This window comes from Kineococcus terrestris (assembly GCF_041020755.1).
GTDB classification, from domain to species: Bacteria; Actinomycetota; Actinomycetes; order Actinomycetales; family Kineococcaceae; genus Kineococcus; species Kineococcus terrestris.
In genome coordinates this window covers 1-26,404 of sequence record NZ_JBEUEI010000044.1, presented here as the reverse complement: position 1 = coordinate 26,404, position 26,404 = coordinate 1, and the positions used below count along the sequence as shown (strand labels likewise).

General features: G+C 77.0%; 24 protein-coding genes. 8 read left to right on the top strand and 16 right to left on the bottom strand.

Going from position 1 to position 26,404, the window contains the following annotated elements; all coding sequences use genetic code 11:
- Positions 1 to 51: 51 nt before the first annotated feature.
- Together AB8M62_RS18475 and AB8M62_RS18470 are read right to left on the bottom strand one after the other, a co-directional pair.
- Complete coding sequence (locus AB8M62_RS18475; RefSeq protein ID WP_369054348.1) at positions 52 to 1,473, bottom strand: NADP-dependent succinic semialdehyde dehydrogenase; 1,422 nt, start codon at positions 1,471 to 1,473, stop codon at positions 52 to 54.
- A gap of 295 nt (positions 1,474 to 1,768) precedes the next feature.
- On the bottom strand, positions 1,769 to 2,413 hold the full coding sequence (locus AB8M62_RS18470) for an MBL fold metallo-hydrolase (protein WP_369070508.1): 645 nt from the start codon (positions 2,411 to 2,413) through the stop codon (positions 1,769 to 1,771).
- 92 nt (positions 2,414 to 2,505) lie between these two features.
- On the opposite strand from AB8M62_RS18470, the gene AB8M62_RS18465 reads away from it, so the two are divergent.
- A complete protein-coding gene (locus AB8M62_RS18465) occupies positions 2,506 to 3,681 on the top strand; it encodes an amidohydrolase family protein (RefSeq protein ID WP_369070507.1) in 1,176 nt (391 codons plus the stop codon).
- Between the two features lie 6 nt (positions 3,682 to 3,687).
- Here the strand turns inward: AB8M62_RS18465 and AB8M62_RS18460 are convergent, their stop codons facing one another.
- From AB8M62_RS18460 to AB8M62_RS18420, 9 genes are all read right to left on the bottom strand, one after another.
- Positions 3,688 to 4,704, bottom strand: coding sequence for a YihY/virulence factor BrkB family protein (locus AB8M62_RS18460; RefSeq protein WP_369070506.1), 1,017 nt, complete (start codon positions 4,702 to 4,704; stop codon positions 3,688 to 3,690).
- 55 nt (positions 4,705 to 4,759) lie between these two features.
- Positions 4,760 to 5,791: a dioxygenase family protein gene (locus AB8M62_RS18455; RefSeq protein WP_369054354.1), complete on the bottom strand. Its 1,032-nt coding sequence runs from the start codon at positions 5,789 to 5,791 to the stop codon at positions 4,760 to 4,762.
- A gap of 95 nt (positions 5,792 to 5,886) precedes the next feature.
- Positions 5,887 to 6,624 carry a PIG-L family deacetylase gene (locus AB8M62_RS18450; RefSeq protein ID WP_369070505.1) on the bottom strand — a complete coding sequence of 246 codons (738 nt, stop codon included), beginning with the start codon at positions 6,622 to 6,624 and terminating at the stop codon, positions 5,887 to 5,889.
- Positions 6,621 to 7,934 (bottom strand): glycosyltransferase family 4 protein, encoded by a 1,314-nt coding sequence (locus tag AB8M62_RS18445; RefSeq protein WP_369070504.1) that lies wholly within the window; start codon positions 7,932 to 7,934, stop codon positions 6,621 to 6,623. Before AB8M62_RS18445 ends, AB8M62_RS18450 begins: the two co-directional genes overlap by 4 nt.
- Positions 7,931 to 9,502, bottom strand: coding sequence for a YcaO-like family protein (locus AB8M62_RS18440; RefSeq protein ID WP_369054358.1), 1,572 nt, complete (start codon positions 9,500 to 9,502; stop codon positions 7,931 to 7,933). Before AB8M62_RS18440 ends, AB8M62_RS18445 begins: the two co-directional genes overlap by 4 nt.
- Positions 9,499 to 10,434 carry an MBL fold metallo-hydrolase gene (locus AB8M62_RS18435; RefSeq protein ID WP_369054360.1) on the bottom strand — a complete coding sequence of 312 codons (936 nt, stop codon included), beginning with the start codon at positions 10,432 to 10,434 and terminating at the stop codon, positions 9,499 to 9,501. Before AB8M62_RS18435 ends, AB8M62_RS18440 begins: the two co-directional genes overlap by 4 nt.
- Positions 10,431 to 11,510 (bottom strand): Gfo/Idh/MocA family protein, encoded by a 1,080-nt coding sequence (locus tag AB8M62_RS18430; RefSeq protein ID WP_369070503.1) that lies wholly within the window; start codon positions 11,508 to 11,510, stop codon positions 10,431 to 10,433. The genes AB8M62_RS18435 and AB8M62_RS18430 overlap by 4 nt, the downstream gene beginning before the upstream one ends.
- A complete protein-coding gene (locus AB8M62_RS18425) occupies positions 11,507 to 12,655 on the bottom strand; it encodes a class I SAM-dependent methyltransferase (protein WP_369070502.1) in 1,149 nt (382 codons plus the stop codon). Before AB8M62_RS18425 ends, AB8M62_RS18430 begins: the two co-directional genes overlap by 4 nt.
- The gene (locus AB8M62_RS18420; protein ID WP_369070501.1) at positions 12,652 to 13,611 is read right to left on the bottom strand and encodes a hypothetical protein; all 960 of its coding nucleotides are present in this window, start codon (positions 13,609 to 13,611) and stop codon (positions 12,652 to 12,654) included. Before AB8M62_RS18420 ends, AB8M62_RS18425 begins: the two co-directional genes overlap by 4 nt.
- A 284-nt stretch (positions 13,612 to 13,895) precedes the next feature.
- Between AB8M62_RS18420 and AB8M62_RS18415 the strand changes: the two genes are divergently transcribed.
- Entirely contained in the window at positions 13,896 to 14,846 is a 951-nt protein-coding gene (locus AB8M62_RS18415) for a sugar phosphate isomerase/epimerase family protein (RefSeq protein ID WP_369070500.1), read from the top strand.
- A gap of 91 nt (positions 14,847 to 14,937) precedes the next feature.
- On the opposite strand, the gene AB8M62_RS18410 is transcribed toward AB8M62_RS18415, so the two are convergent.
- Positions 14,938 to 15,714, bottom strand: a complete 777-nt coding sequence (locus AB8M62_RS18410) for an isocitrate lyase/PEP mutase family protein (RefSeq protein WP_369054369.1) — start codon at positions 15,712 to 15,714, stop codon at positions 14,938 to 14,940.
- Positions 15,715 to 15,809: 95 nt separating this feature from the next.
- On the opposite strand from AB8M62_RS18410, the gene AB8M62_RS18405 reads away from it, so the two are divergent.
- Positions 15,810 to 16,424, top strand: a complete 615-nt coding sequence (locus tag AB8M62_RS18405) for an HD domain-containing protein (protein ID WP_369070499.1) — start codon at positions 15,810 to 15,812, stop codon at positions 16,422 to 16,424.
- 27 nt (positions 16,425 to 16,451) lie between these two features.
- Here AB8M62_RS18405 and AB8M62_RS18400 read toward each other — a convergent pair whose 3' ends face one another.
- Positions 16,452 to 18,083: a diguanylate cyclase domain-containing protein gene (locus tag AB8M62_RS18400; RefSeq protein WP_369070498.1), complete on the bottom strand. Its 1,632-nt coding sequence runs from the start codon at positions 18,081 to 18,083 to the stop codon at positions 16,452 to 16,454.
- Between the two features lie 225 nt (positions 18,084 to 18,308).
- On the opposite strand from AB8M62_RS18400, the gene purS reads away from it, so the two are divergent.
- From purS to purL, 3 genes are read left to right on the top strand one after another with little or no spacing between them, the layout of a single operon-like run.
- Complete coding sequence (gene purS, locus AB8M62_RS18395) at positions 18,309 to 18,575, top strand: phosphoribosylformylglycinamidine synthase subunit PurS (RefSeq protein WP_369054373.1); 267 nt, start codon at positions 18,309 to 18,311, stop codon at positions 18,573 to 18,575.
- Positions 18,572 to 19,252 (top strand): phosphoribosylformylglycinamidine synthase subunit PurQ, encoded by a 681-nt coding sequence (purQ, locus tag AB8M62_RS18390; protein ID WP_369070497.1) that lies wholly within the window; start codon positions 18,572 to 18,574, stop codon positions 19,250 to 19,252. Before purS ends, purQ begins: the two co-directional genes overlap by 4 nt.
- Complete coding sequence (gene purL, locus AB8M62_RS18385; protein WP_373695002.1) at positions 19,249 to 21,585, top strand: phosphoribosylformylglycinamidine synthase subunit PurL; 2,337 nt, start codon at positions 19,249 to 19,251, stop codon at positions 21,583 to 21,585. Before purQ ends, purL begins: the two co-directional genes overlap by 4 nt.
- A 110-nt stretch (positions 21,586 to 21,695) precedes the next feature.
- On the opposite strand, the gene AB8M62_RS18380 is transcribed toward purL, so the two are convergent.
- The 3 genes from AB8M62_RS18380 to AB8M62_RS18370 are packed head-to-tail and all read right to left on the bottom strand — an operon-like array spanning position 21,696 to position 24,253.
- Positions 21,696 to 22,349: a hypothetical protein gene (locus AB8M62_RS18380; RefSeq protein ID WP_369054376.1), complete on the bottom strand. Its 654-nt coding sequence runs from the start codon at positions 22,347 to 22,349 to the stop codon at positions 21,696 to 21,698.
- Complete coding sequence (locus AB8M62_RS18375) at positions 22,346 to 23,062, bottom strand: helix-turn-helix domain-containing protein (protein ID WP_369054377.1); 717 nt, start codon at positions 23,060 to 23,062, stop codon at positions 22,346 to 22,348. Before AB8M62_RS18375 ends, AB8M62_RS18380 begins: the two co-directional genes overlap by 4 nt.
- Before the next feature lie 60 nt (positions 23,063 to 23,122).
- Complete coding sequence (locus tag AB8M62_RS18370) at positions 23,123 to 24,253, bottom strand: TerD family protein (RefSeq protein WP_369070496.1); 1,131 nt, start codon at positions 24,251 to 24,253, stop codon at positions 23,123 to 23,125.
- 196 nt (positions 24,254 to 24,449) lie between these two features.
- Between AB8M62_RS18370 and AB8M62_RS18365 the strand changes: the two genes are divergently transcribed.
- Together AB8M62_RS18365 and AB8M62_RS18360 are read left to right on the top strand one after the other, a co-directional pair.
- Positions 24,450 to 25,880, top strand: coding sequence for a sugar porter family MFS transporter (locus AB8M62_RS18365; protein ID WP_369070495.1), 1,431 nt, complete (start codon positions 24,450 to 24,452; stop codon positions 25,878 to 25,880).
- A 104-nt stretch (positions 25,881 to 25,984) separates the two neighbouring features.
- On the top strand, positions 25,985 to 26,365 hold the full coding sequence (locus AB8M62_RS18360; protein ID WP_369070509.1) for a universal stress protein: 381 nt from the start codon (positions 25,985 to 25,987) through the stop codon (positions 26,363 to 26,365).
- Positions 26,366 to 26,404 lie beyond the last annotated feature (39 nt).

Sequence of the window (26,404 nt, the reverse complement as noted above, 5' to 3'; positions counted from 1 at the left end):
GTGAGCGCTCACCCGTCCATGATCACGGCGGGGAGGGGGAGGGAGGCAGGGTCACTCCGAGGCGGTGGCGGTGTCCCCGCCGCCCTGCTGGGAGCTCGGGGCGCCGACCCACACGGTCTTGGCGTTCGTGAAGGCGTGCATCCCCAGGTCGGTCAGCTCGCGGCCGTACCCGGACTGCTTGACCCCGCCGAAGGGCAGTTCCGGGTAGCTGGTCGTCATGCCGTTGACGAACACCATGCCGGCCTGCACGTCGCGCACGAACCGCTCGCGCTCGGCCTCGTCGTCGGTCCACACGTTCGAGCCCAGGCCGTACGGGTGGCTGTTGGCGATGTCGATCGCCTCCTCCAGGGACGAGACCGTGAACAGCGCCGCGACGGGGCCGAACACCTCCTCGTCGTAGAGGCGCATCTCCGGCGTGACGCCCGTCAGCAGCGTCGGCGGGTAGTACCAGCCGGGGCCGTCGGGACGCTGCCCGCCGGTGACGACGGTGGCGCCCTTCTCGACGGCGTCGCGCACGTACTCCTCGACGTCGTCGCGGCCGGACTCGGTGGCCAGCGGCCCGACCTGCGTGCCCTCCTCGGCCGGGTGCCCCACGCGCAGCGCCGCCAGCTCGTCGGCGAACAGCCGCGTGAACTCCTCGGCGACGTCGGCGTGCACGAAGAACCGCTTGGCCGCGATGCAGCTCTGCCCGTTGTTCTGGCAGCGCGCGGTCGCCGCGACGGAGGCGGCCTTCGCCAGGTCCGCCGAGGGCATGACGACGAACGGGTCGCTGCCGCCCAGTTCCAGCACCGTCGGCTTCAGCTCGTCCCCGGCGATCGCGGCGACCGACTTCCCGGCCGGTGCGCTGCCCGTGAGGGTCGCCGCCACCACGCGCCGGTCGCGCAGCACCCGCTCGATCGAGGACGAGCCGATCAGCAGCGTCTGGAACACGTCGTCGGGGAAACCGGCGTCGCGGAACAGCTGCTCCAGGTACAGGGCGGTCTGCGGGACGTTGCTGGCGTGCTTGAGCAGGCCGACGTTCCCGGCCGCCAGCGCGGGCGCGGCGAACCGCATCGCCTGCCACAGCGGGAAGTTCCACGGCATGACGGCCAGCACCACGCCCAGCGGCTGGTGCACGACGTACGCCTCCTGCGCGCCGACGGCGTCCGCGTCGGCCGGGCGCGGGGCGAGGAACTCGTGCGCGTGGTCGGCGTAGTAGCGCAGCGCCGCCACGCACTTGCCGGCCTCGGCGCGGGCCGCGGCCAGCGTCTTGCCCATCTCCGTCGTCATGAGCCGGGCCACGTCGTCGGTGCCGGCCTCCAGGACGTCCGCGGCGCTGCGCAGCCAGCCCACGCGCTCGTCCACGCTCGTCAGGCGGTAGCGCTCGAACGCCGCGGCGGCGCGGGCCACGCGCTCGTCGACGGCCTCGTCGCTCAGCGGCTCGAACTCCCGGAGCGTCTCGCCGGTCGCCGGGTCGGTCGTCGCGATCGCCACGGTGCTGTCCTCCTGCGGTTGCCCGTCGCGCCGCCGCGGGTCGCGCCGGCGCCCCGGCGAGTACACCCGCGCACCCCCGCCCCCGCCACCCGGGACGCCCGGTCCCGCCCGCCGACCCCCGCCGTGACCACGGATGGTCACGCGCTCACCCGTCCATGATCACCGTGGAGGGGGATGCTCTTCCCCCCTCCACCACGATCACCGTGATCTCGCTGGGAAACCCTGCAAGATCACGGGGAGGGGGCGACGTCGGGGAGAGGGCGGGGTGGGGGTCCTGGGGCCGGGGAGGGGCCGGTCAGAACTCGACGGGGCCGGCGCCGGCGAGGTCGCGGGCGTCGAGGCCGCCGAGCTCGCGCACCTGCTTCAGGTACAGCGCGCGGCCGGTGGGCGACAGCAGGGCGTCGTGCACGGGGAACCCGGCGGGCGCGCCGACGGCGCGCACGAAGTCGATCGTCTCCTTGCTCGCCGCCCACGGGGCGTTCAGCGGCACCGCGAGCACGTCCACCCCCTCGGGCACCGCGCCGTAGGAGTCGCCGGGGTGGAACAGCACCGGCTCGCCCGGCGCGCGCACGAGCAGCCCGACGTTGCCGATGCGCGGCAGGTCGGCGTGGATGACGGCGTGCTGCCCGCCCACGGCCTCCACGACCGCCCCCGCGACCTCGACGCTCGACCCGGCGTGCAGCGCGCTCGCCGTGATGCCCGCCTCCCGCAGCGACGCCGCCGTCTCCGGTTCGGCGTGCAGGACCGCGGAACCGTTCGCCTCCAGCAGCAGCGGCAGCCGCTCGACGTCGACGTGGTCGGGGTGGGCGTGGGTGACGACGACGGCGTCGAGGTCCTGCAGCTCCTCGAAGCCGGAGCTGAACGTGCCCGGGTCGATCAGGACCCGCGCGGTGCCCGTCTCCACGAGGACGCAGGCGTGCCCCAGGTGCGTGATGCGCATGGCCCCATCGTGCCGTCGCGCGCCGCGCCGCACCTCTCCCACCGCCCGGCGCCGCCTGGGTACGCTCCGCCACGACCCGTGGGAGGGCGACGATGACAGCGGTGGACCTGGTGCTGCGGGCGACGCGCGCCGTCGTCGACGGCGCCGAGCGGGCGTGCTCGATCGGCGTGCGCGACGGGCGGATCACGGGCGTGGAGGCGTACGGGGTGGCGTGGGACGCCGCCCGCGAGGACGTCCTGGGCGAGGACGAGGTCCTGCTGCCCGGTCTCGTCGACGTCCACGCCCACGTCAGCGGTCCCGGCCGCTCGGACCTGGTCGCCGTCACCCGGTCCGCGGCCGCGGGCGGGACGACGACGCTGCTGGACACGGCCCTCGGCGGCCCGCCGCCGGTCCTGGACCCGGTGGCGCTGGCGGTGCGCCGGGCCGCGGCGCTGGACCGGGTGGCCGTCGACGTCGGCGCCTGGGGCGCGCTCGCGCCCGGCGGCGACCCGCTGGCCCTGCACGCCGCGGGCGTGGTCGGGGTGGAGCTCGTCCCGCCCGCCCCGGCGGGCCCCGGCGGGAGCGCCCGGCCGGAGGCCGCCGAGCTGGCCCGCGCGGCGGGGGAGCTGGCGGGTGTGGACGGCCTGCTCCTCGTCCACCTGCCCGGCGCCGCGGGTCCCGACGCGGTCGACGGCCCGGACGCCGAGGCCTCGCTCGTGCGGGCCGTGGCCGACGCCGCGGCTCGCGCGGGCGTCCGCGCCCACGTGGCGCCCCTGACGACGGCGGCCGGGGTCGCCGAGGTCGCCCGCGCCCGGGCGGCGGGGGTCCGGCTGACGGCGGGCACCCGCCCGGACGACCTGCTCGCCGACGCGCCGCACCGGCGGGCCGACCGGGACGCCCTGTGGGCGGGCCTGCTCGCCGGCACCGTCGACGCCGTCGCCTCCGGCCCGGCCCCGGCCGCGCCCGGCTCGGTGCGGGCCGCGGACCTGCGCGCGCGCCTGCCGCTGGTGTGGACGCCGGCGCGCCGGCGCGGGGTGCCGCCGGCCGCCCTGGCCGCCTGGACGGCGACCCGGCCCGCGGCCCTCGCCGGGCTGGACGACCGTGGCCTGCTGGCCGAGGGCCGCCTCGCCGACGCCGTGGTGCTCGCGCCCGAGGAGGAGGTCGAGCTGCCGGGGACCCCGGGCGGCCCCTGGGCCGGTGCGGTGCGGCGCACGCTGCTGCGCGGCCGCGTCGTGGGCGAGCGCCCCCGGGGGCGCCTGCTGCGCGCGCCCGCCCGCGTGACGGGCTGACGCCGCTCAGCCCCGCGGGCTCCCCGGCCGGGCGGCGTGCCACTCGGCGTTGACGACACCGCCGGTGAGGACGACCGCGCTGGTGAGCCAGCTCAGCAGCAGGGCCGCGAGGACCACGCCGGTGAACTGCCCGGCCACCTGCACCGCCTCGGTGCCGCCGGCCACGTCGGGCACCTGCGCCCCGGCCACCTCCACCCACGCCCGGAACCCGACCGCGATGCCGAGCAGCCCGGCCGTGGCGAGGACCGCCCCGGGCAGCGCGTCGCGCCAGCGGGTCTCGGCGGCCTGCCCCACCTGGTACAGCCACGCCAGGAAGGCGGTGAGCCCGCCCACGAGCAGCGGCCAGCGCAGCAGCGACCACACCCGCTCGAACAGGTCGCGGGCGCCCAGCTCGTCGGCCAGCTGCTGCCCGCCGCCCAGCAGGGGGCCGACGACCACGAGGACGAGGGCGCTGACGGTCAGCGCGACGGCCGCGACGGTGAAGACGATCCCCAGCCCCCACAGGGCGAGCAGCCCGCGCCGCTCGGGGACGCGGTAGGCCTCGCCGAGGGTGCGCACGGCGGCGCGGAACACCCGGCTGCCCAGGAACAGCGCGACGGCCAGGCTCGTCAGCGCCACCCCCACCTGCTCCTCGGCGAGCAGCTGCTCCACCAGGGGCACGGCCACGTCGTCGGCGAGGCCGGGGCTGAGGACGGCGCGCACGGCGCCCGCGAGGGTCGCCTGCACCTGCTCGGCGACGTCGGCGCCCAGCACGGTGCGCACCAGGCCCAGGCTGGCGCCGACCATCGTCACGAGCGGGACGAGGGAGACGACGAGGTAGTAGGCGGCCTCCGCGGCCAGCCCCGCCACGCGCACCTCGACGAACCGCTGCGCCACGCGCACGGCGACGAGCGCGGGGTTGCGCCCGGCCAGGCGCAGCCCGCTGCGGTCGGCGCGCGCCTCCAGCCGGTCGAGGACCCGCGGGCGGTCGGCGGCCATCCTGCTCCCGTCGTCGCTGCCGTCGCGTCCCTCGACGCCGGTCACCGGACGCTACGGCGCCCGGTGACCGCGCGCGACGGGCGGGCGGCGGGCGGGCGGGTCAGGCCGCCGCGGCGGTGCCCGCGCCGGGCGCTCCGGCGGGCGGGTCCCCGACGGGACGCTCACCCGGCGGCGGCCCGCCGGGACCGCCGCCGCGCACCCCCTCGCCGCCGCTGGGCATCCCGCCGGAGGCGACGCCGCCGCCGGTGGGGCGGGTGCTGGAGTCGACGGGCACGGTGAGGCTGACCGCGTAGCCGCCGGTGACGTCGCCGGTGACCGTGGCGAGCTGGCGCTCACCGCCGTCGTCGCCGAAGACGCCGTCGGTCTCCAGCGAGACCTGCGCGAGGTTCGCCACGGACGCCTCGTAGCCGGTGGTGGCGTAGACGGCCTCGCACACGTCCTGCGGCAGCGCGACCTGGGAGACGGCGACGGCGTTCGCCTCGTCGGCGGTGCTGTCCAGGTCGGGGTAGACCTCGAAGTGCACGTGCGGCCAGCGGCCGGAGTAGCAGGCGGGGAAGACGCTGGTGAACTCCACCGTCCCGTCCGCGCCGACGACCTGCACGCCGCGCAGGTAGTTCTCGTCCTCGACGCCCTCGGAGTACATCGAGTACCGGCCCTCGCGGTCGCAGTGCCACACGTAGACGGCGGCGCCCTCGTAGGGCACGTCCCCGCCGACGACGTCCACGACGTCGAGCGTCAGGGTCATCGGGACGCCCTCCGCGGTCCCGCTGGCCGTGCCGAAGCTGGAGCGGACGTCGCTGCGCACCACACCGCTCTGCTCGAGCACGTCCGGGCCGTTGGAGCCGTCACCGGGGTAGGGGCCGGCGGTCTCGTCGGGGATCTCCGCGAGGTCGCCGGACGACGTGGTGCCGGCCTCGGAGTCCCCGCCGCAGGCGGCCAGGCCGAGGACCGCGCCGACGCCCAGGCCGCGCAGGACGTGCCGGCGCTGCAGCAGGGTGCCGAGGTCGAACGCCAGGCCCTGGTCCTCGACGTCCTCGTGCGGGCGGGCCAGCGGACGGCCCCGGTAGCGGGGCGCGGGGACGTCGGCGGACCGGTCGCCGGGGGCGGTGGTCGGGTCGTCGGCGTGGTGCACGAGGGGTTCCTCCGGAGTTCGGCGAGCGGTACCCCTCCACCGTCGGCGGCGCGGCCCAGCGCCCGCGGTGCCCCTGCTGTCCCTCGCCTGTGAGCTCAGCCCACCGGCTCGAAGAACTCCGGTGTCGCGCGCAGCGCCTCACCCATCGCGGCGACCCCGTCGAACTGGAAGCCCAGCTGGGTGGCGTAGGCCGCGCACGCGGCGACCTTGGCGTCCAGCTCGCCCGCGGTGGGCGGTCGCGCCGCGCCGCGGGGTTCCTGCGCGCCCGGGCGCAGCAGGTACGGGGTGTCCGCCCAGCGGGAGACCGGCAGGTCCCGCCCGGCGCGCAGCAGGTCGACGGCGTCGCGCACGTGCCGGTGGTCGACGTGGTCGCCGAGGGCCTGCGGGCCCAGCAGCAGGTCGACACCTCCGGAACCGTCCCCGAACTCCTCCTCCAGCACCGCGCGCACGTGCTCGGCGACCACCTCGGGCTGGTCCTCGTCGCCCGCGACGACGTCGCCGAACAGGGCGGCCGCGCTGGTGTACCCGCGGTGCGGGGCCTCGGCCAGCGGCAGGTGCCGCCCGCGCACGCCCAGCGCGCCGACCGCGGCGGCGTCCTCCGCGCGTCGCAGCGCCATGTAGTCGACGTCCGCGTCCAGGCCCTTGTCGAGCTGGCAGGCCAGCGCGAAACCCCGCGGGTCCGGCACGGTGGCCGTGTAGACGGTCAGCAGCAGCACGTCGGCGCCCGCCGCGGCCAGCCCGGCGAGGAACCCGCCGGCGGAGAACGCGGCGTCGTCCAGGTGCGGGGACACCGCGACGACGCGCCGGGGGACCGGGCTCGCAGCGGGGTTCACAGCAGGTGCGGGGCCGCGAGGAACCGGCACGGCTCGCCGCCCGCGGCGGGTTCCACGCCCCGCCCGCCGCTGGTGACGCGCTCCGCCGCGGGCAGCGCCGTCCACGAGGTGTCGGGGCGCGTGCCGGCCAGCCGCTCGTACACGGCCTCGATCCGGTCGGTCAGCGCCGGCCACGACCACACGTCGCGCACCTCCTGCAGCGCCTTGCCGGCCAGCTCGCGCGCCAGGTCCGGGTCGTCGAGCAGGCGGCGCAGCGCGTCCGTCAGCCCGGCCACGTCGCCGACCTCGTGCAGCAGGCCGTTCTCGCCGTCGCGCACGCAGTCCACGACGCCGACGCTGCGGGTCGTCACGACCGGCAGCCCCGCGGCCATCGCCTCCAGGATGGTGTTGGAGAAACCCTCGGAGGAGGTGGGGGAGCAGAACACGTCGGTGCCCGCGTACACGGCCGGGGCGTCGGCGTAGGCGACGTACCCGCGCTGCTCGACGGCCTCGCGCAGGCCCAGCTCCTGCACGAGCTGCGCGACCGCGGTCACGTCGGGACCGATGCCGGAGACGACCAGCCGCACGGGGCGGCCCTCGGCGCGCAGCGCGGCCAGCGCGTGCAGCAGGTCCAGCACGCCCTTGCGCCGGTCCACCCGGCCGTGGAACACCAGCGTGGTGACGCCGTCGCCGTCGCGGTCCAGCGAGCCCACGGCCTCCTCCGAGGGCGGGGTGAAGGCGCGGGTGTCGGTGGCCCCGCCCAGCAGCGTGAACCGCTCCGGGTCGGTGCCGTGGTGCTCGACGACCTCGTCGGCGAACGTGCGCGAGCCGATGAGCACGGCGTCGGCGCGGTCGAGGACGGTGCGGATGCCGAGGGAGTGCTCGCGGCAGCACAGCCCGACCCAGTGCCCGTCGCCGCCCTGCACGCTGACGACGCTCGGCACGCCCAGCCGCGCGGACGCCTCCAGGACCGCCGCGCCCACGGGCCAGGCGTACTGCGCGTGCAGCAGGTCGAACGGCTCCTCCGCGTGCAGGCGCTCGACCGTCTCGCGCATGGTGGCGATGTCGGCGCCGAAGTCGGCGGGCAGGCCGTCGGCCACCCGCTGCTCCCCGAGGGCCTCCAGGCCGACCGCGCGCACCCCGGCGGGCACCCGGTCCGCGGGCGGGGGACCGCCGCCGTACACGGCGGAACCGGCGGCGTCGCCGCGGTACTGCGAGACGAGGACGACGTCGTGCCCGCGGCGGACCAGCTCCTCCAGCAGCTTCTCCGCGTACACGCTCATCCCGGACACCGCCGGCCAGTAGCGCCGGCTGACGAAGCAGATCCTCACGCCGTCCACCCCTCCCGGCGGGCCACGGCCGCCGCGTGCAGGCCCGGTTCGCGGTACAGCGGGTACAGCTCGCCCAGGACGCGGTCGACCGCGGCGCGGTCCAGCCACGCCGGGCCGCCCAGGCGCTCGGCCGCGTCCGCGGTCAGGTGCACGGGCGCGGCGCCCTCCGGCACGCCCGCGCGCCCGGGCACGCCCAGCCCGGCGATGCCGTGCAGGCCGGTGCGCCCGTCCCCGCGGGCCAGCAGGTCCGCGACACCGCGCTCGCCGATCCGGCCGTAGCTCATGACCTCCACCTCCAGGCCGGGCACGACGACGCGGGCCACGGCCACCCCGTCGCCGGGGCGCGAGCAGTCCAGGACGAGGACGTCGAAACCGCGGGAGGTCAGGAGGGCGACCAGGTGCTCGCACAGCGCCCGCTGCGGGTCGGTGCCCGCGGGCGGCGACCACGTGGGCAGGGCGTCGAACGGCACGCGGGTGCGCTCGGCGAGCACGACGGGTTCCAGCAGGGCGCGCAGCGCGTCGGCGTCCATGTCGAGCCAGCGCAGCATCCCGCGCAGCGCGCGGGGCTCGGCGCTCTCGGGGCGGGCGGCGTAGCGCTCCAGGTACCCGGGCGGGCTGATCGCCTCGACGGCCTCCAGCGAGCCGTGCGTGAACGCCTTGCGCGAGCGGGCGGCCGCGAACTCCTGCACCGCCTTGCGCAGCGCGGTCTCGCGGTCCGGGTGGGCGGCCTCGCCGGCGGCGGTGACCATGACCGGCTGCAGCGGGTCGTCGTCGGCACCGACGACGGTGATGTTGACGATCCCCCACCAGTCGTTGGCCAGCTTGGGCACCACGCGCACCCCGGCCGCGCGCAGCCGGCGCAGCGCCTCGCGGGTGGCGGGGTCGCGCACCAGGGCGTCGTCGGGGCCGAGGTCGAGGACCACGCCGGTGTCCATGGCGCGGAAGCGGGTGCCGTTGCCGTCGCGCTGCAGCAGCTCGCCGATGCCGTGGGCGACGGCGCGCTCGAGGGTGTCGCCGGCGCCCAGGCCGTTGCCGTGCCGGGTCACCAGGTGCGGCAGGTCGTCCACGAGGCCCGGCGGCAGGCCGTCGGTGTCGCGGACCACGACGTCCAGCGGCGCCCACACCGTCTCGCCCGTGGCCCAGCGCGTCAGCGGCAGCCAGTTCAGCGGCGCGTCGGGGGAGTACGGGGCGCCCGCGTCCAGGCACAGCGACGGCGGGTCCACCACGGCGCTCTCGCCCAGCTCCGCGACGAGCTCGCGGTGGCTGGCGCGCCGGTGCTCCAGGCCGGCCGCGCGCTCGCGCAGCAGGCCCAGCTCGGCGGACTCGCCCCAGCTGGAGCGGCGCGCGTCGGCGTCGGTGGCGCCGTAGCCGTGCCCGGCCGCGGAACCCCCGACGGCGTCGCGGTCGATCGTCCACCAGGACGGCACGCCCACGGTGTCCAGGCGGTAGGTGGGGAACTCCACCCGGTCCCGGCCGGCGAGGACGCCGCGGAAGCGGTGCGTGACGTCGTGGTCGGTGCCCGTCTCGACGTCGTGCTCGACGGTCAGCGGGTGCGCGGGTGCCCTCACGCGAGGACCGTCCGCGCGGGGGACAGCACGTCCATCGGCACGGGCGCCGCCGACGGGGGGTTGGCGAGCATGTGGTCCACCAGCGCCAGCACGTGCTGCGTCGTGACGCCCGCGGCGAACTCGAACGGGCTGAACACGGTGTCGAACTCCAGGGCGCCGACGATCTCGCGCATCTGCCGCAGCTCGGCGCGCGAGAGCGGGATCTGCGCGTGGAACGCCTTGTGGGCGCTGAGGGCGCGGGCGCTGCCGTCCTCGGCGAGGTCGATCTTCAGGGAGTCCCCGCAGAACAGCAGCCCGCGGCCGGCGTCGTGCAGGACGCTGTGGCCGGGGAAGTGCCCGCCGGTGCGCACCAGGGTGATGCCCGGCGCCAGCTCCAGCTGGTCGTCGGCGGGCCAGGTCACCCGGAACGCCTTCGTCCACGTCAGGTCGTGCACGCCGACGGAGACCACGGGCGGGTCCAGCTCGTCCTGCAGCTGCCACAGCCCGCCGAACCCGTGCACGTGGCTGGAGGCCAGCACCCGCAGGCCGCCGCGGCGGCGCAGCTCGGCCAGCGCGTCGGCGGTGTACCAGGGCGCCGCCTCGAAACCCAGCAGGCCGTCGGCGGTCTCCAGCACCCAGCCGTGCGAGCCGAGCCCCACGACGGGGTCGCACCAGAACTCCGTGACGCCCGGCACGGCCTCGCGCCACGACGTCGTCACCAGGGCGTCGACCTCCGGCGCGGTGCGGAAGGCGAAACCCTCCTCGGGCAGCTCGTTGCGCACGTCCGCGCACACCGGGCACTGCGGCGGCGGGGTGTGCGGGAACCAGCGCTGCCAGTGCCCGCAGTTGGTGCAGGAGTAAGCCTGGTGGCTGCGGTGCGCGCGCGTGGGCAGCGGCGCGAGCTCCGCGATGCGCACGTCGCGCAGGTCGTGGGCGTCGTTCGGACCGGTCACGAGGGGACCTCCTGGGCGGACAGGGTCGGGTGCGGGGCGGAGCTCGGGACGCCGGAGCCGAGGGCGTCGTGCAGCAGGTGCAGCAGGCGCAGGTCGCGCGCCAGCGGGAACGGCCAGGAGCCCGGGTCGTCCAGGTGCTCCTCGACCGCGCGCACCTGCGCGGCGAAGGGCGACAGCTGCGCGTCGAACGGCACCTCGGCCGCCTCGCCGGTGGCGGTGTCGAGCAGTTCCAGCCGGCCGCCCGCGGTCTGGCCCATGGTGTCGGTGGCCACGAGCTGCGCGGCGGTGCCGACGACCTCCAGCCGGCGGCGCGGCAGCGTCTCGACGGTGTTGAAGGAGTTGTGGATGGTCACCAGCGTCCCGCTGCCGGTGGCGCCCACGAGCACCGAGCCGTCGTCGACGGCGTAGTCGTGCACGCGGTGCTGCACCAGCGTGGTGGCGCGCTCGACGTCCTCGCCCAGCAGCGCGCCGACGAGGTCCAGGCCGTGCGGGGCCAGGTCCACGTAGGCGCCGCCGCCGGCGCGGGCGGGGTCCACGCGCCAGTTGTCGCCCGTGGTGCTGCCCGGCGGCGCCCAGCCCGGCGGCAGCCAGCAGCCGTAGACGATCCGCACCGCCGTCACGGTGCCCAGCCGGCCGCTCGCGACGAGGTCGGCGGCGGCCCGGTGGGCGGGGTGCCAGCGCTGGTCGAACGCGGTCGCGGCGAGCACGCCCGCGCCCTCGCAGGCGGCCACGAGCTCGGCCGCGTCCGGCAGCGCGGCCGCCAGCGGCTTCTCGCACAGCACCGCCAGCCCGGCCGCGGCCGCCGCGGCGGCGACCTCGCGGTGGGCGTGGTTCGGGGTGGCCACGTACGCCACCCGCGCGCCGGGGGTCGCGAAGCCGTCGGCGAGGTCGTCGGTGGCGCGGGCGCCGGGGAAGCGCTCGGCCAGCGCGCGCGCCGCGCCGAGGTCGCGGTCGACGACGGCGACGACGCGGCTGGTGGGGGAGGCCGCCAGCGCGGGGGCCATGTGGTCGCGGGCGACCCAGCCGGCGCCGGCGATCACCCAGCCGGTCGTCGCGGGGGCGGGGACGGTGCTCACCAGTGCTCCGGGAGGTCGAGGAGGACCCGTCGGCGGGCCCACGCGGTGGGGTCGGCGGCCAGCTCGTCCTGGGACGGCAGCCGCTCGGGCAGGTAGGAGGAGCGCTCGGCGTAGTCGTCGGCGTAGCGCGGCGAGGGCCAGGCCAGGCGCCCGTCCCTGCCGTACAGCGGGTTCGGGCGCAGCGCCCGCCCGGGCACGGGCAGCCCGTGGGCGGGGCCGCCGGGCACGGGCGAGCCGTCGGGGCGCCCGCCCAGCACGAGGCTGACGTGGGTGGCGCCGGCCAGCTCCACGGCCGCGCGCGGGACCGCCGGGCGGCCGCTGACGACCTCCTCGACGAGGTCGGCGTCGTCGAACAGCAGCGCGCCGGGGAACCACGCCGCCAGGTCCTCCGGCGTCATCCGCTGCCCGGACACCGGGCCGGGACGGGCGCCGTTGGGCACCGACCCGACGGCGACGAGCCCGCCCGCGCCGGCCAGCTCGCGCAGGCGGCGCGCCGTCGCCGGGGGGTCGGGCAGGAAGTAGAAGGCGTCGTGGCACAGCACGACGCGGTCGTCGCCGTCGCCGAGCGCCACCTCGACCTCCGGCGGCCACGCCCGCGCGGCGTCGGCCACCACGAGCGCGACGTCCCCGCCGCCGGGCACGTCGCCCAGGACGAACCGGCGCGCCAGCCACAGCTTGGCGTGCACGACGTCGACGCCGGTCAGCCGCCGCGCCCCGCGCAGGGCCAGCTCGCGCAGCAGCACGCCGGTGCCGGCGGCCACCTCCAGCACGGCGGGGGCGCCCGGGCCGGTGCCCGGCCACGCCCTGTCCAGCAGCGCCAGCCCGGCCAGGAACGCCGGGTCGGACCAGCGGAAGCGCAGGTAGTCGCCGACGCGGCCCAGGCGCAGCGCCTCCACCGCCCGCGACAGGGTGGGTGCGGCGGCGGCCGCGCGGGCCTCCTGCACGCTCGGCGGCGCCTCGTTCCACCAGTCGTCGTTGTCGCGCAGCAGCAGCGCCCGCGCGGCCGCGTCGTCGCCGCCGGCCAGCGCGCCCACCGCGGCCAGGGCCAGGTCCTCCCGGCCGGCGCGGCGGAACGGGATGCCGTCCAGGTCCGGCCACGGGGCACCGCCCGGCAGCGCCGGGAACGCCGGCGTGGTCGCCGTCACCGGACGGGCAGCCCGGCGTCGGCCAGCAGTCGCAGCTGGAACTCCTGCACCGGCCCGGGGTGGACGATGTCGAGGTCGTCCAGGGCCTGCGCGGCGGTGAAACCCGCCGCGCGCGCGTGGTGGTGCACCTGCAGCACGCGGTCCAGCACGTCCGCCGACGTGCACGCGCGGCCCAGCGCGCTGCCGACGTCCTCGCGCAGCGGCAGCAGTCCGCGCAGCCGGTCGGCGAGGCGCGCGGGCAGCTGCGCCAGCGAGCGTTCCTGCAGCGCGCCGAGCACCCGCGGGGCCAGGTCGCCCAGCAGCACCTCGCCGCCGAAACCCGCGTCGGGCAGGTCCGCGTTGGGCAGGTGGTGGCCCAGCATGGTGAAGAACGCCTCACCGCGGTCGACGCCGTGCAGCGGGGCCAGCAGGCCCGCGTACACGGCCGTGGTGAAGCAGTGGTCGCCGTGGCTCTCGGGAGGTTCCACGACCACGCGCGGCAGGGCCGGGTGGGTGGCGCCGGCGCGCGGCTGGCGCACGAGCGCCTCGGCGAACGGCGGCGGCGCGGGCAGGGCGCGCTCACCGCCCGGCCCGGCGGAGGCGTTGGCGCCCAGCGCCTCCCGCAGGTCGGAGAGTTCACCCAGGGTTCGCCCGGCCGTCGACGTGACGGCGTCGAAACCCCGCCGCAGCACGTCCACGACCTCCTCGGGCGACAACCCCGCCAGGCGCAGGACGCTCGCGTCCACGCCCGCCAGGCGCGTCGCGGCGAGCGCCGCGGCCGTCTCGGCGCGGGCGACGTCACCGGGTTCCTCGCCGGCCAGCAGGCGCCGCCAGGAGCGCAGGAACGCGCGGTCGGCCAGGGAGAGGGGGCTGCGCGCGTCGCGCAGGCGCTTGAGGTCGCCCAGTTCGCGCAGCAGCTGCACGGCGGGGCCGAGGGCGAGCGGCGCGACGGTCTCGGTCGCGGGGGCCGGCGTCATCGTCGGGCACCGGTCCGGGGCGCGCGCGAGCGCCGGGCGCCCGGTCGTTGGAGCGTCACGCGCGCCACACTCCCCGGCGCGGGACGTGAGCGCAACCGCGTGCGCCCGGACCCCGCTCCCAGCCCGCCGTGGGACCGGTCCAGCCCCGCGCGGGACGGGGTTCGGCACGCGCGCGGAGCCCGGGCCGTGTGAAGCTGCCCCCACCCCTTCCCGCGGACGTCCCGTCCCCGCTGCGCACCCCCCGTGGCCGCCGTCCGGCGACCACCGACGACGAGGAGCCCGGAGTGCCCCCGAACACCCCCGCCCTGCGGCTGGCCTACAACGCCAACGGCCTGCGCTCGGTCGACCTGCCCACCGCCGTGCGCACGCTGGCCGACGCCGGCTACGACGGGATCGAGCTGTCGCTGAACGCCCAGCACGTGGACCCGTGGTCGTTCGCCGAGCGCGAGGCCGACGCCCTGCGCGCGGTGCTGGAGGAGACGGGCCTGGTGGCGTGCAGCCTGGCCACCGGCGACCCGCACCTGCTCAGCCCGCTGCCGTTCGAGCCCGCGCTCGTGGACCCGGACCCGGCCGAGCGCGCCCGGCGCCTGGACCTGCTGCGCCGCGGCGTGCGGATCGGCGTGCGGGCGGGCGTGCCCCTCGTGGTCTTCTCCACCGGCAGCCGCCACCCCGCCGTGGACGCCGCGCAGGCCGACGCGTGGCTGGACGAGGGTGTGGCCGCGCTGCTGGAGACGCTGGAGCGGGAGCTGGACGCGGTCGGCGCGCCGCGCGGCAGCACCGTGCTGGGCGTGGAGCCGGAGCCGGGCTTCCACTGCCAGACCAACGCCGAGGTGGCCGCGCTGATCGCCCGCACGGGCAGCGGGGACCTGTGGCTGAGCCAGGACCTCGGGCACACCAACGTCGTCGAGGAGGACTACCTGGGCTCGCTGGAGCGGCACCTGCCGCTGACCCGGCACCTGCAGGTGGAGGACATCGCCGGGCGCGTGCACGCGCACCTGGTGCCCGGCGACGGTGACGTCGACTTCGCGGCCGTGGGCCGGGCGCTGGCCGGGTACGAGGGCTGGCTCAGCGTCGAGCTGTACGACCACGACGCGGTGCACGCCGAGGCGGCCGCGCGCGCCCGCGAGCACCTGCTGCGGCACCTGCCGGGCCTCCGCGCCCCGGCCGGCGGCGCCGACCAGGGGCGCCGCGTGCTCGACCTGGACGCCGGGCGCGGGGCCACCGCCCACCGCTGAGCCCCGGTGCGGCCGGCCGGGCCGGGCGGGGCCGACCCCGCCCGGTCCGCCCGGCCCACTCGGCCCGCCCGGTCCGCCCGGCCCGCCCGCGTCAGTTCAGCGGGCGGGTGCCCCCGGGGATCCCGCCGCCGGCGTAGATGGCCCGCGCCGCGTCCTGCAGGGCCGTCAGCGCCACGCGCTGCGTCAGCGGCCCGTAGGTGATCCGGGCCACGCCCAGCTCCGCCAGCCGCGCCTGGTCCGGCACGCCGGGGAGCCCGATGACGCTCAGCTTCTGCCGCCCGAGGCCGGCGACCAGCTCCTGGACGGTCTCGTCGTCCAGCGGGCCGGGCACGAACACGGTGGTGGCGCCGGCCTGCAGGTAGGCCCGGCCGCGCTCGAGGGCGTCGGCGACGACGACGTCGCGGGGGCGGTCCCCGCCGCGGACGAAGGCGTCGGTGCGGGCGTTGAGCACGAAGGGGACGCCCTCGGCCTCCCCGGCCGCGACGACGGCCTCCACGACGGCCACGGACTCCGCCAGCGGGCGCAGCTGGTCCTCGACGTTGGCGCCGACGACGCCGACGCCGATCGCGCGGCGCACCGTCTCGCCGGCGTCGCCGAAGCCGCCGTCCAGGTCGGCGCTCACGGGCAGGTCGCCGGCGGCGACGACGATGCGCTCGACGAGGGACAGGGCCAGGTCCAGGGGCACCTGCTCGCCGTCGGCGTAGCCGAAGGTGGAGGCGATGGAGTGCCCGGCCGTGGCCAGCGCCCTGGTCGCCGGTTCGGCGGCCACGACGGACGCGCTGACGGCGTCCCAGACGTTGACCATGACGAGCAGCTCGGGATCGGTGTGCAGCGAGCGCAGGGCGGTCGCCTTCGCGGTGAGGTCCACGCGCGCACGGTGCCGCACCGGCGGCCGCCGCGCCCCTCCGGGGGTGGCGCGCCCCGCCGCGCCGGGACCGCGGGGGCGGCTCGTAGCGTGGGCCGATGCGCGCAGCACCACCGCTCCGGCGACGGCACGACCGGCCCGACCCCCTCGACCCGGCGGACGACCTGCCCGGCGCGGCGCGCGAGCTGGCCCGGGAGCTGCTGGGCGGGCTGCACCCGCGCTGGGAGCACTCGGCGGCGGTGGCGCGCCGCGCGCAGGAGGCGCTGGGCGTCGTCGGCGACGACGGGCCCGCGCTGCTGGCCGCGGCCTGGCTGCACGACCTCGGCTACGCCCCGGCGCTGCGCGACACCGGCTTCCACCCGGTCGACGGGGCCCGGTACCTGCGCTCGCGCGGGTGGCCGGCGCTGGTCTGCTCGCTCGTGGCGCACCACTCCGAGGCCCGCCCGGTCGCCGCCGTGCGGGGGCTGAGCGCCGAGCTGGCCGCCTTCGACGACCCCCGCGCGACGACCGGCGCGCTGGCCGACGCCCTCACGTGGGCGGACCAGACGACGTCGGCGGACGGGCGCACCGTCACCGTGGGCGAGCGCCTGGACGACGTCCTGCGCCGGCACGGGCCGGACAGCCCGAACGCCCGCTGCCACGCCGAGCGCGCCCCGGCGGTGCGGGCCGCCGTCCAGCGCACCGGGGCCCGCCTGCGCGGCGCCGGTCGCTGAGGGCGCCGGCGGCCGGCGGGGGGACGGTCAGCGGGCGGGCTGGGCGGGGGCGAGCACGCAGCGGCTGCCGCCGCCGCGCTTGGCCGCGTACATGGCGTCGTCGGCGTGCGAGAGCAGCGCGTCGGCGCCGTCCGCCTCGCCGCCCGCCGCGCACCCGACGCTGGCGCCGACCACCGCGGTGCCGGCGGCCAGCCGGTACGGCACCCGCAGCGCGGCCACCACGGCGTCGGCGATGCGCGCGGCGCTCGCCAGGTCGGCCTCGCGCAGCACGACGGCGAACTCGTCGCCGCCCAGGCGCGCGGGGGTGCCCAGGTGGCCGACCGTGCGGTCCAGGCGGCGCCCGGCCTCGGCGAGCAGCTCGTCGCCGGCCGCGTGGCCCAGGGTGTCGTTGACGGCCTTGAAGCCGTCGAGGTCGACGAACAGCACGCACACCTCGCGCCCGCCGGCGACGGCCGCCGCGAGGTGCTCGGTGAAGCTGCGCCGGTTCGGCAGGCCCGTCAGCCCGTCGTGGCGGGCGTTGTGCTCGGCCTCCTGCGTCAGCGCCACCCGCACCAGGGCGGCCTCGGCGAGGACGCCCAGCGACTCCAGCGCCGCGGCGTCGTAGCGCTCGGAGTCGGGGACGGGGCTGCGGCCGGTGACCAGCCACCAGCCGCCGGGCGCCCCGCCGGGCTCGCCGCGCTCACCGAGCCCGTCGACGGGCACGCCCTGCTCGGCGGGCCCGGGCGGGCCGGTGCGCACCTCCAGGCGGCCGGAGGAGACGACGGCCGAGCCGTGCCGGCGCAGCGCCTCGCGCAGCTGCCCGCGGGTGGCGGCGCCGTGCACCTCGACGGCCGCGCGGAACAGCTCGCGCTGCTGCAGGCGGCGCTGGTTGGCGGTGCGGTAGCTGGAGGCGGCCACGACGAGGGCCAGGACCGGCACGAGCATCAGCGAGGCGACCCAGCCGGGCATCGCGGACTGCACCGCGGCCGCGAGGTAGGCCAGCGTCGACATGAGCAGGAACAGCCCGCCGCCCAGCAGGGTGCCGGGGCTGCGCAGCTCCTCGCGCACGCGCCGGCGCTCCTCCACGGCCACCGAGACGGCGGACAGGACGAAGTCGACGCCGTAGTAGACGGCGCCGGCGGCCAGCACGTCGAGCAGCGCCCGGACGCTGACGACGTCCGGGGCGCCGTCGTGCCGCAGCGCGGCGACCGCGGCGGCGGCGGCCGCGGCCGACAGCAGCGAGGAGCCGGTGTTGAAGACGCGGCTGGTCCAGCTGCGCCGCTCGGTCAGGTAGGCCGGCAGCACCGTCAGCGTCCACGCCAGCAGGGCGGTGACGGGCGCGCCGAGGGTGAGCAGGTGGGCCAGCAGGACGGGCGCGAAGGGCACGTGGACGCCGGTCATCCGGCTGGTCACCGACAGCGGGAAGCGCGAGAGCAGGCAGCCCAGCGGCAGGGACACCGCCAGCAGCGGCCACAGGGCCGCGTCGCGCCCGCCGGCCAGCCAGGCGGCCAGGGCGAGCACGCCGGTGAGCAGGCCGAGGACGAGCACGCCGACGTCGACGACGCGGGAGGCGCGCGGCGGGCCCGCGGGCGCGCCGGTGGACGCGCCGGTGGGCGCGCCGGTGGACCCGCCGGTGGACCCGCCGGGAGACGTGGCGCCGTCCGGTCGGGTCGGCGGCACGGGCACCTCGCGGGGTCGGGCGGGCAGGGCTGTCCGGTCGGCGCGGGCAGAGGTGTTCGACCCGCACGGTGGTGATCGGCTCCCGCGGCGGTGGCCTTGAGCGGGCGGCGGGCCCGAGCGGGCGGACGGCCGGGCCCGGTGCGCCCGGTAGCCTGGGGGCGCTGGACCGCAGGTCACCTCCCAGGCCCCACCCCGGTGGGCACACCCCTCGAAGGAGCGCCGCGCATGGGCCGCGTCGTCATCGACGTCATGCCGAAACCCGAGATCCTCGACCCCCAGGGCAAGGCCGTCGTCGGGGCGCTGCCCCGCCTCGGCTTCGACGTCTTCACCGGCGTCCGCCAGGGCAAGCGGTTCGAGCTCGAGGTCGCCGGGGAGGTCACCGAGGAGGTCCTCGCGCAGGCCCGCCGGGCCGCCGAGACACTCCTGTCGAACCCGGTGATCGAGGACGTCGTCTCCGTGCGGGACGCCGCCGCGGCGGGTGCGGGCGCGTGAGGGTCGGGGTCGTCACCTTCCCGGGGTCGCTGGACGACGGCGACGCCCGCCGCGCGGTGCGCCTGGCCGGCGGTGAGCCGGTCGCCCTGTGGCACGCCGACGCCGACCTGCGCGGCGTGGACGCGGTCGTCCTGCCGGGCGGGTTCTCCTACGGCGACTACCTGCGCTGCGGGGCCATCGCCCGCTTCGCGCCCGTCATGACCGAGGTCGTGCGCGGGGCGGAGCGCGGCCTGCCCGTGCTGGGGATCTGCAACGGGTTCCAGGTGCTGTGCGAGTCGCACCTGCTGCCGGGCGCCCTCGTGCGCAACGACCACCAGAAGTTCGTGTGCACCGACCAGCGCCTGCGGGTGGAGAACGCCTCGACCGCGTGGACGTCGTCGTTCAGCGCCGGTGAGGAGGTCGTCGTCCCGCTGAAGAACGGCGAGGGCGGTTTCGTCGCCGACGAGGCGACGCTGGACCGGCTGGAGGGCGAGGGCCGCGTCGTGTTCCGCTACGTCGGCGCGAACCCGAACGGTTCCCTGCGCGGGATCGCCGGCATCGCCAACGAGCGCGGGAACGTCGTGGGCCTCATGCCGCACCCCGAGCACGCCGTGGAGGAGGGTTTCGGCCCGACCACGGACGGGCTGGGCCTGTTCACCTCGGTGCTGTCCGCGGGCCTGGCGGCGGTGAGCGCGTGAGCGCCCCCGCCAGCACCCCGGCGACATCCGCGCTGGACACCGTCGCGCGCGCCGCGACGACCCCGGACCAGCAGCAGCCGTGGTCCGAGCTGGGCCTGAAGGCCGACGAGTACGAGCGGATCCGCGAGATCCTCGGCCGGCGCCCCACGGGCGCGGAACTGGCCATGTACTCGGTGATGTGGAGCGAGCACTGCTCCTACAAGAGCTCCAAGGTCCACCTGCGCGTGTTCGGCCAGCGCACCACGGACGCCATGCGCGAGAAGCTCATGGTGGGCATCGGCGAGAACGCCGGCGTCGTGGACATCGGCCAGGGCTGGGCCGTCACGTTCAAGGTGGAGAGCCACAACCACCCCTCCTACGTCGAGCCCTACCAGGGCGCGGCCACCGGGGTCGGCGGGATCATCCGCGACATCATGGCGATGGGCGCGCGCCCGATCGCCGTCATGGACTCGCTGCGCTTCGGCGCGCTGGACCACCCCGACACCGGCCGCGTCGTGCCGGGCGTGGTGTCCGGCGTCGGCGGGTACGGCAACTGCATCGGCCTGCCGAACATCGGCGGCGAGGTCGTGTTCGACCCCTCCTACCAGGGCAACCCGCTCGTCAACGCCCTGTGCGTGGGCGCCCTCAAGCACGAGGACCTGCACCTGGCGAACGCCCGCGGCGTCGGGAACCTCGTCGTCCTGTTCGGCGCCCGCACGGGCGGCGACGGCATCGGCGGCGTCTCGGTGCTGGCCAGCGAGACGTTCGAGGAGGGCGGCCCCAGCAAGCGCCCCGCGGTGCAGGTGGGCGACCCGTTCCAGGAGAAGGTGCTCATCGAGTGCTGCCTGGAGCTGTTCCACGCCGGGCTCGTGGAGGGGATCCAGGACCTCGGCGGTGCCGGGCTGTCCTGCGCCACCAGCGAGCTGGCCTCCGCCGGCGACGGCGGGATGCTCGTGCACCTGGACCGGGTGCCGCTGCGCGACCCCTCGCTCTCGCCGGAGGAGATCCTCATGAGCGAGTCGCAGGAGCGCATGATGGCGGTCGTCACGCCGGCCAACGTCGAGGCGTTCCTCGCGGTGACGCGCAAGTGGGACGTGGAGGCCGCGGTCCTCGGCGAGGTCACCGACGGCGACCACCTCGTCGTCCAGTGGCACGGCGAGACGGTCGTGGACGTGCCGCCGCGCACCGTGGCCCACGAGGGTCCCGTCTACGAGCGCCCGTACGCGCGCCCCGCCTCCCAGGACGCGCTGCAGGCCGACGCCCCCACCGCCGAGCGGCTGCCGCGGCCGGAGGGCGGGGACGCGCTGCGCGCGACCCTGCTGCGGATGGTCGCCTCCCCGAACCTGTCCTCGCGGGCGTGGGTGACCGACCAGTACGACCGGTACGTCCTCGGCGGCACCGCGCTGGCGATGCCCGACGACGCGGGCGTCGTGCGCGTGGACGAGGAGACCGGCCTCGGCGTCGCGCTCAGCCTCGACGGCAACGGCCGCTACACCAAGCTCGACCCGCGCACGGGCGCGCAGCTGTCGCTGGCGGAGGCGTACCGCAACGTCGCCGCCGCCGGCGCGCGCCCGCTCGCGGTGACGGACTGCCTGAACTTCGGCTCCCCGGAGGACCCGGGCGTCATGTGGCAGTTCGCCGAGGCCGTGCAGGGGCTGGCGGAGGCGTGCGAGCGCCTCGGCGTGCCCGTCACGGGCGGCAACGTGTCGCTGTACAACCAGACCGGCGACGCCGGGCTGGACTCCGCGGTGCTGCCCACGCCCGTCATCGGCGTGCTCGGCGTCCTCGACGACGTCTCGCGCCGCACCCCCTCGGGCTGGCGCGAGGCCGGGCAGGCGCTCTACCTGCTGGGCACGACCCGCGACGAGCTCGGCGGCTCGGAGTGGGCGTGGGCCGAGCACGGCCACCTCGGCGGGCTGCCGCCGGCGCTGGACCTGGACGCGGAGGCGCTGCTGGGCGACGTCCTCGTGCAGTGCTCGCGCGACGGCCTCGTCGACGCCGCGCACGACCTGTCCGACGGCGGGCTCGCGCAGGCGCTGGTGGAGTCGGTCCTGCGCTACGGCGTGGGCGCGCGGGTGTGGCTGGGCGAGCTGTGCGACCGCGACGGGGTCGACGAGTTCACCGCCCTGTTCTCCGAGTCCGCGGCCCGCGCCCTGGTGGCCGTGCCGCGCGAGGAGGAGGTGCGCTTCACCGACATGTGCACCGCCCGCGGCCTGCCGCACCTGCGGATCGGCGTGAGCGACGACGGCGACGGCGATGTCCCCGCCCTCGACGTGCAGGGGCTGCTCACCGTGCCGGTGGCCGAGCTGCGCACCGCGCACGAGGCCACGCTGCCCGCCCGCTTCGGCGGCTGACCCGCCCGGCGGGGACGCCCCCGCACCGCTGACCGGACCGCCGGACCCCTCGGGGCCGGCGGTCCGTCGCGTTCCGGGGCGTGTCCCCGGCGGCGCGGCGCCGTGACGGGTCAGGTGGCGTCGCCGGGCGGAGGGGCCTGGTGGGCGCGGGAGAGCGCGCGGGCGGCGTCCTGCGCGAGGAGGGAGACCTCCCGGGCCACGTCGTCCTCGTCGCGGACGCCGTCCAGCACGAACAGGAGCTGTTCGGGATCCGTGTAGTGGCGGAGGACGTGGTCACGCAGCTGATCAGCGGTGGCGTGCCGGAGGCCGAGGCGGTCGGCCAGGGCGACGATGTCGTCGACGTCCTTGGCGCGCTGCGCGACGAGCTTCGTCGCCAGCAGGAACCCGTCGTCCGCGTACGTGACGCGTAGCCCGGGAACGTCCGGGGGAGTCGTCGACCCCGCCGGCAGCGGTGGCATCCACGCCGCTGCGGAGGAGTTGAGCCAGGTCGGGGGCAGGCCGTGCTCGGTGGCCAGGGCGTGCGCTTCCTCCAGGACGGCGGCCAGGGTGTCGCCTGCCGTCAGCGCGTCGACGTCCCGGGTCACGCGGTCGCGGCGCAGACCGGTGGCGGCGACGGCGGCACCACCGACGACGAACAGGGCTGCCGCCACGCCGCGCCGCCGCAGGCGCTCGTCGAGCTCGGTGAGCAGCCGGGTGATCCGCTCGGCGTCCAGTTCGTGCGCGTCCGCCGGTCCGGGCGCCCCGCCGGGGTCCTGCCCGGTCACGCGGTGATCAGGTCGCGGCGGGGGACGAAGACGTTCACGCGCTGCAGCCACGGCGGGGTCTGGGCCCGGACGCGCTCGGGGCTGAGGAAGGGGTGCGGGGGCAGCCAGGGCTCCGGCAGCGGCTGCGGGGCCGCCCAGGCGGGAACCTCGTGGCCGGCCGCTTCGTGCTCATGCGCGGCGCAGGCCGCCAGGAGCGCGTCCCAGCCGGGGTGCGATGTGCTGGCCGGGGCGGCCTCCCAGGCGTCCAGGAGGACCGGTGCGACCGGGACCAGGCCGGTGCCCGGTGTCGGCAACGGTCGCGGGAGCAGCGGGTCGGCGGCCGGTACCGCGGTGTCCGACGACTGCTGCAGGAGCAGCCTCAGGTGGTCGCGGCCCTGCAGCAGCGCGCGCCAGGCCCACGGCTCGTCGCCCTGGCGCAGGTGCCGGCGGACGGCGGCCGCGGTCGCCGGGGCGGACATCAGCCCCAGTGCGCGGACGCCGGACAGGGCGCCGGCCAGCCGGTGCGCGCGCAGGAGGGTCCGGGCTGAGGGGGACACCGTGCCCCGCAGGTAGCTGGACAGGCGCGGCCCCGACGTGCCCAGCGCGGTGGCGAAGGCGGCCTGCGTCAGACCGCTGGTCGCCACGGCGGTGCGCAACGACTCGACGACCGCGGTGGTGTCCCGGTCCTCGGTACCGGTGCTCGGGGGAGCCGTGGACGAGGTCGTGCTGCTCACCGGGCCATGTTATCCGATCCGATAACTTTAGATGGTCGGTTGCGCACGAGGGCGTGATCGTCAGCCGAACAGCAGTTCGCGCGCCGGGTCGACGAGCTTGCGCACGGTGCGCCCGGAGCGGAACTCGCCCAGCGCCCGCATCGACCAGGCGGACCCCTCCCGCACCACCGCGCACATGAGGACCGCGGTGGTGTCCTGGGTGTCGCTGAGCTCGTAGCGCACCAGTTCCGCGCCGCGCTCGTCCAGCAGGCGGCAGAACGCGCGGGAGACCTGCGTGAACGTCTGCCCGCCGAAGGAGTTGATGGTGAACACCAGTGCGTGCACCTGCGCGGGCAGGTCGCCCAGGCGCACGCGGATCTGCTCGTCGTCGCCGTCCCCGGCGCCGGTGAGGTTGTCGCCGCTGTGCTGCACCGCACCGCCGAAGGCCTTCTTCGCCATGAACCACACCTTCGCCAGGTCCTTACCGGCCGCGTCGAAGGCGATGCAGGAGGCGTCCAGGTCGATGGAGCGCCCCCGGGCGGCGGGGTCCCAGCCCAGGCCGAGCGTGACGGCGCTCAGCGGGGGAGCGCCCGTCTTCACCAGCGACACCGTCTGGTGCTTGGTGAGGCTGACCCGGCCCTTGTCGAGGTTCAGCGGCGTGCGCGCGGGCGCGGGTGCCGGCGCCGGTTCCGGGGGTGCGCCGCCGTCGTCGTCGACGCTGATGCCGAAGTCGGTGGCCAGCCCCGCCAGACCGCTGTCGTAGCCCTGCCCGACCGCGCGCAGCTTCCAGCCGTCCCCGCGCCGGTACAGCTCACCGGCCACGAACGCCGTCTCGGCGCCCGCCCCGGGCACGTCGAAGCGGGCCAGCTCCGCCCCGGTGGCGTCCAGCACGCGCAGGTGCAGGCCGGGAACCTGGCCGAAGGTGCCGCCGTCGGCCGAGGCGGCGAGGACGACGCGCTCGACCTGCGCCTCCACGCGCGGCAGGTCCACGGCGACCGCGCCGTCGGCCAGGCGCTCCACCGCGCCCGACGGGTGGCGCGGCTGGTTGTAGAAGACGAAGTCGTCGTCGGAGCGCACCTTCCCGGCCGCCGTCAGCAGCAGCGCGCTGGTGTCCACCGCCGGCACCCCGGGACCGGCGTCCCACCCCAGGACCGCCCGCACGCCCGTGGTGGGCAGGTCGGTGTTGGCGCCGCGGGTCAGCTGGGTGCTCACCCCGTCATCCTGCCGGAACGGTGCGGGGGGCGCGGGTGGTCGCGGCGCACCGCTGAGCCCCGCGGCCGCGCTCTCCACGTCAGTTTGTCTTGACATATTGACGTGGAGGTTCCTACGGTGCCTGCGGCCCGGCCACCGGCGGCCGGGCAGCGCCACCCGATCGACGCTGCGACGCAGCACGCACGAAGGGTTCCTCATGGCCTCATCGACGCCCCGCGGCGCGGCCGCCGCGGACGCGCCCGCCCTGCCGCCCGACACGCGCGGGCCCCACAGCAAGCGCCTCGGCCTCGTGGCCGTCGTCGCCACCTTCGGCGGCCTGCTGTTCGGGTACGACACCGGGGTGATCAACGGCGCCCTGGAGCCGATGATCCAGTACTTCGGCCTGACGGCGTTCACCGAGGGCCTGGTCACCAGCGTGCTCCTGCTGGGCGCGGCCACCGGTGCCGCCGTGGGCGGGCGCCTGTCGGACCTCCAGGGCCGGCGCAGGAACATCCTGCTGCTCGCGGTGATCTTCTTCGTCGCCACGCTGGGCTGCGTCCTGGCGCCCAGCCTGGGCGTGCTCGTCCCCGCCCGCTTCGTGCTCGGCCTCGCGGTCGGCGGTGCGTCGGTGACCGTGCCGGTCTACCTGGCGGAGATCTCCCCGGCGGAGCGGCGCGGCGGCATCGTCACCCGCAACGAGGTGATGATCGTCTTCGGCCAGTTCGCGGCGTTCGTCGTCAACGCGGTCATCGGCAACGTGTGGGGCAGCGACGAGCACGTGTGGCGGTACATGCTGGCCGTCGCCGCGCTGCCTGCCGTCGCCCTGTTCGTCGGCATGCTGCGGATGCCCGAGAGCCCCCGCTGGCTCGTCATGGAGGGCCGCGACGAGGAGGCGCTGGCCGTCCTGCGGCAGGTCCGCAGCGCCGAGCGCGCCGAGGCCGAGCTCGCCGAGGTGCACCTGCTCGCCGAGCAGGAGCGCGAGGCGCAGACGGGCGGCTGGTCCGACCTCGGCACCCGCTGGGTGCGCCGGGTCGTCGTCATCGGCGCCGGGCTGGCCGTCTTCCAGCAGCTCACCGGCATCAACTCGATCATGTACTACGGGACCCAGCTGCTGCAGGAGGCCGGGTTCTCCCAGAACGGCGCGCTCATCGCGAACACCTTCAACGGCCTGTTCAGCCTCGCCGGCGTCCTCACCGGCCTCGCCCTCATCAACAGGATCGACCGGCGCCCGATGCTGCTGTTCGGCTTCATCGGCACCACGACGACGCACCTGCTCGTCGGGATCCTGTCCAGCACGCTGCCCGAGGGCACCCTGCGCAGCTACACGATCCTCGTGCTCGTCGTGTGCTTCGTCTTCATCATGCAGGGCACCATCGGCCCGCTCGTGTGGCTCATGCTCGCGGAGATCTTCCCGCTGAAGCTGCGCGGGTTCGGCCTGGGCATCACCGTGTTCGTCCTGTGGGTGACCAACTTCCTCGTCGCGCTGGCCTTCCCGCAGCTCGTCGACGGCATCGGCATCTCGAACACGTTCTTCGTCTTCGCCGGTCTCGGGCTCCTGGCGATCGCCTTCGCCAGGACGGTGGTCCCCGAGACCCGCGGCCGCTCCCTGGAGCAGCTCGAGGGCCAGTTCCGGCGGGACTACTCGTGAGCGCGGGGCAGGACGCCGCCGGGCGGGACGTCGCGGAGCGGGACGTCGCGGAGCAGGACGTCGCGGCGCGGGACGCGGCACCCGGGAGGGGCCCGGCGTCCGTCGTGGTCGCCGTGACGGACTCCGCCGAGGGCGAGCACGCGCTGGCGCACGCCTTCACCGAGGCGCAGCGGCTGGGGAGCGACCTCGTCGTGGTCAACCTCAAGCTCGGTCCCCTGGACGTCTCCGGCGCCCCGGAGGGGCTGAGGATGGAGGTCGTCGACCGCCGCGGCCGGCGCAGCCCGGGCGACGCCGTGCTGGACGTCCTGCGGCAGCGCGCCGGCACCGTCGACCGGCTGGTGATCGGCGTCCGCCGCCGCTCCCCGGTCGGCAAGGCGGTCCTGGGCAGCCTGTCGCAGGAGCTGCTCATGGACGCCGACGTCCCCGTCGTCGCCGTCAAGCTGCCGCGCGAGCGCTCCGGCGAGCGGGACGGCCGCACCGCCTGACGGCGCGCGGACGCGGCGGTCCCCGCACCCGGCCGGGTG

Excerpts from the sequence above, each read along its gene's own strand:
- AB8M62_RS18470 (WP_369070508.1), bottom strand. The coding sequence starts at position 2,413 with ATGCGCATCACGCACCTGGGGCACGCCTGCGTCCTCGTGGAGACGGGC.
- AB8M62_RS18465 (WP_369070507.1), top strand. The coding sequence starts at position 2,506 with ATGACAGCGGTGGACCTGGTGCTGCGGGCGACGCGCGCCGTCGTCGAC.
- AB8M62_RS18420 (WP_369070501.1), bottom strand. The coding sequence starts at position 13,611 with ATGACGCCGGCCCCCGCGACCGAGACCGTCGCGCCGCTCGCCCTCGGC.
- AB8M62_RS18405 (WP_369070499.1), top strand. The coding sequence starts at position 15,810 with ATGCGCGCAGCACCACCGCTCCGGCGACGGCACGACCGGCCCGACCCC.
- purS (WP_369054373.1), top strand. The coding sequence starts at position 18,309 with ATGGGCCGCGTCGTCATCGACGTCATGCCGAAACCCGAGATCCTCGAC.
- AB8M62_RS18365 (WP_369070495.1), top strand. The coding sequence starts at position 24,450 with ATGGCCTCATCGACGCCCCGCGGCGCGGCCGCCGCGGACGCGCCCGCC.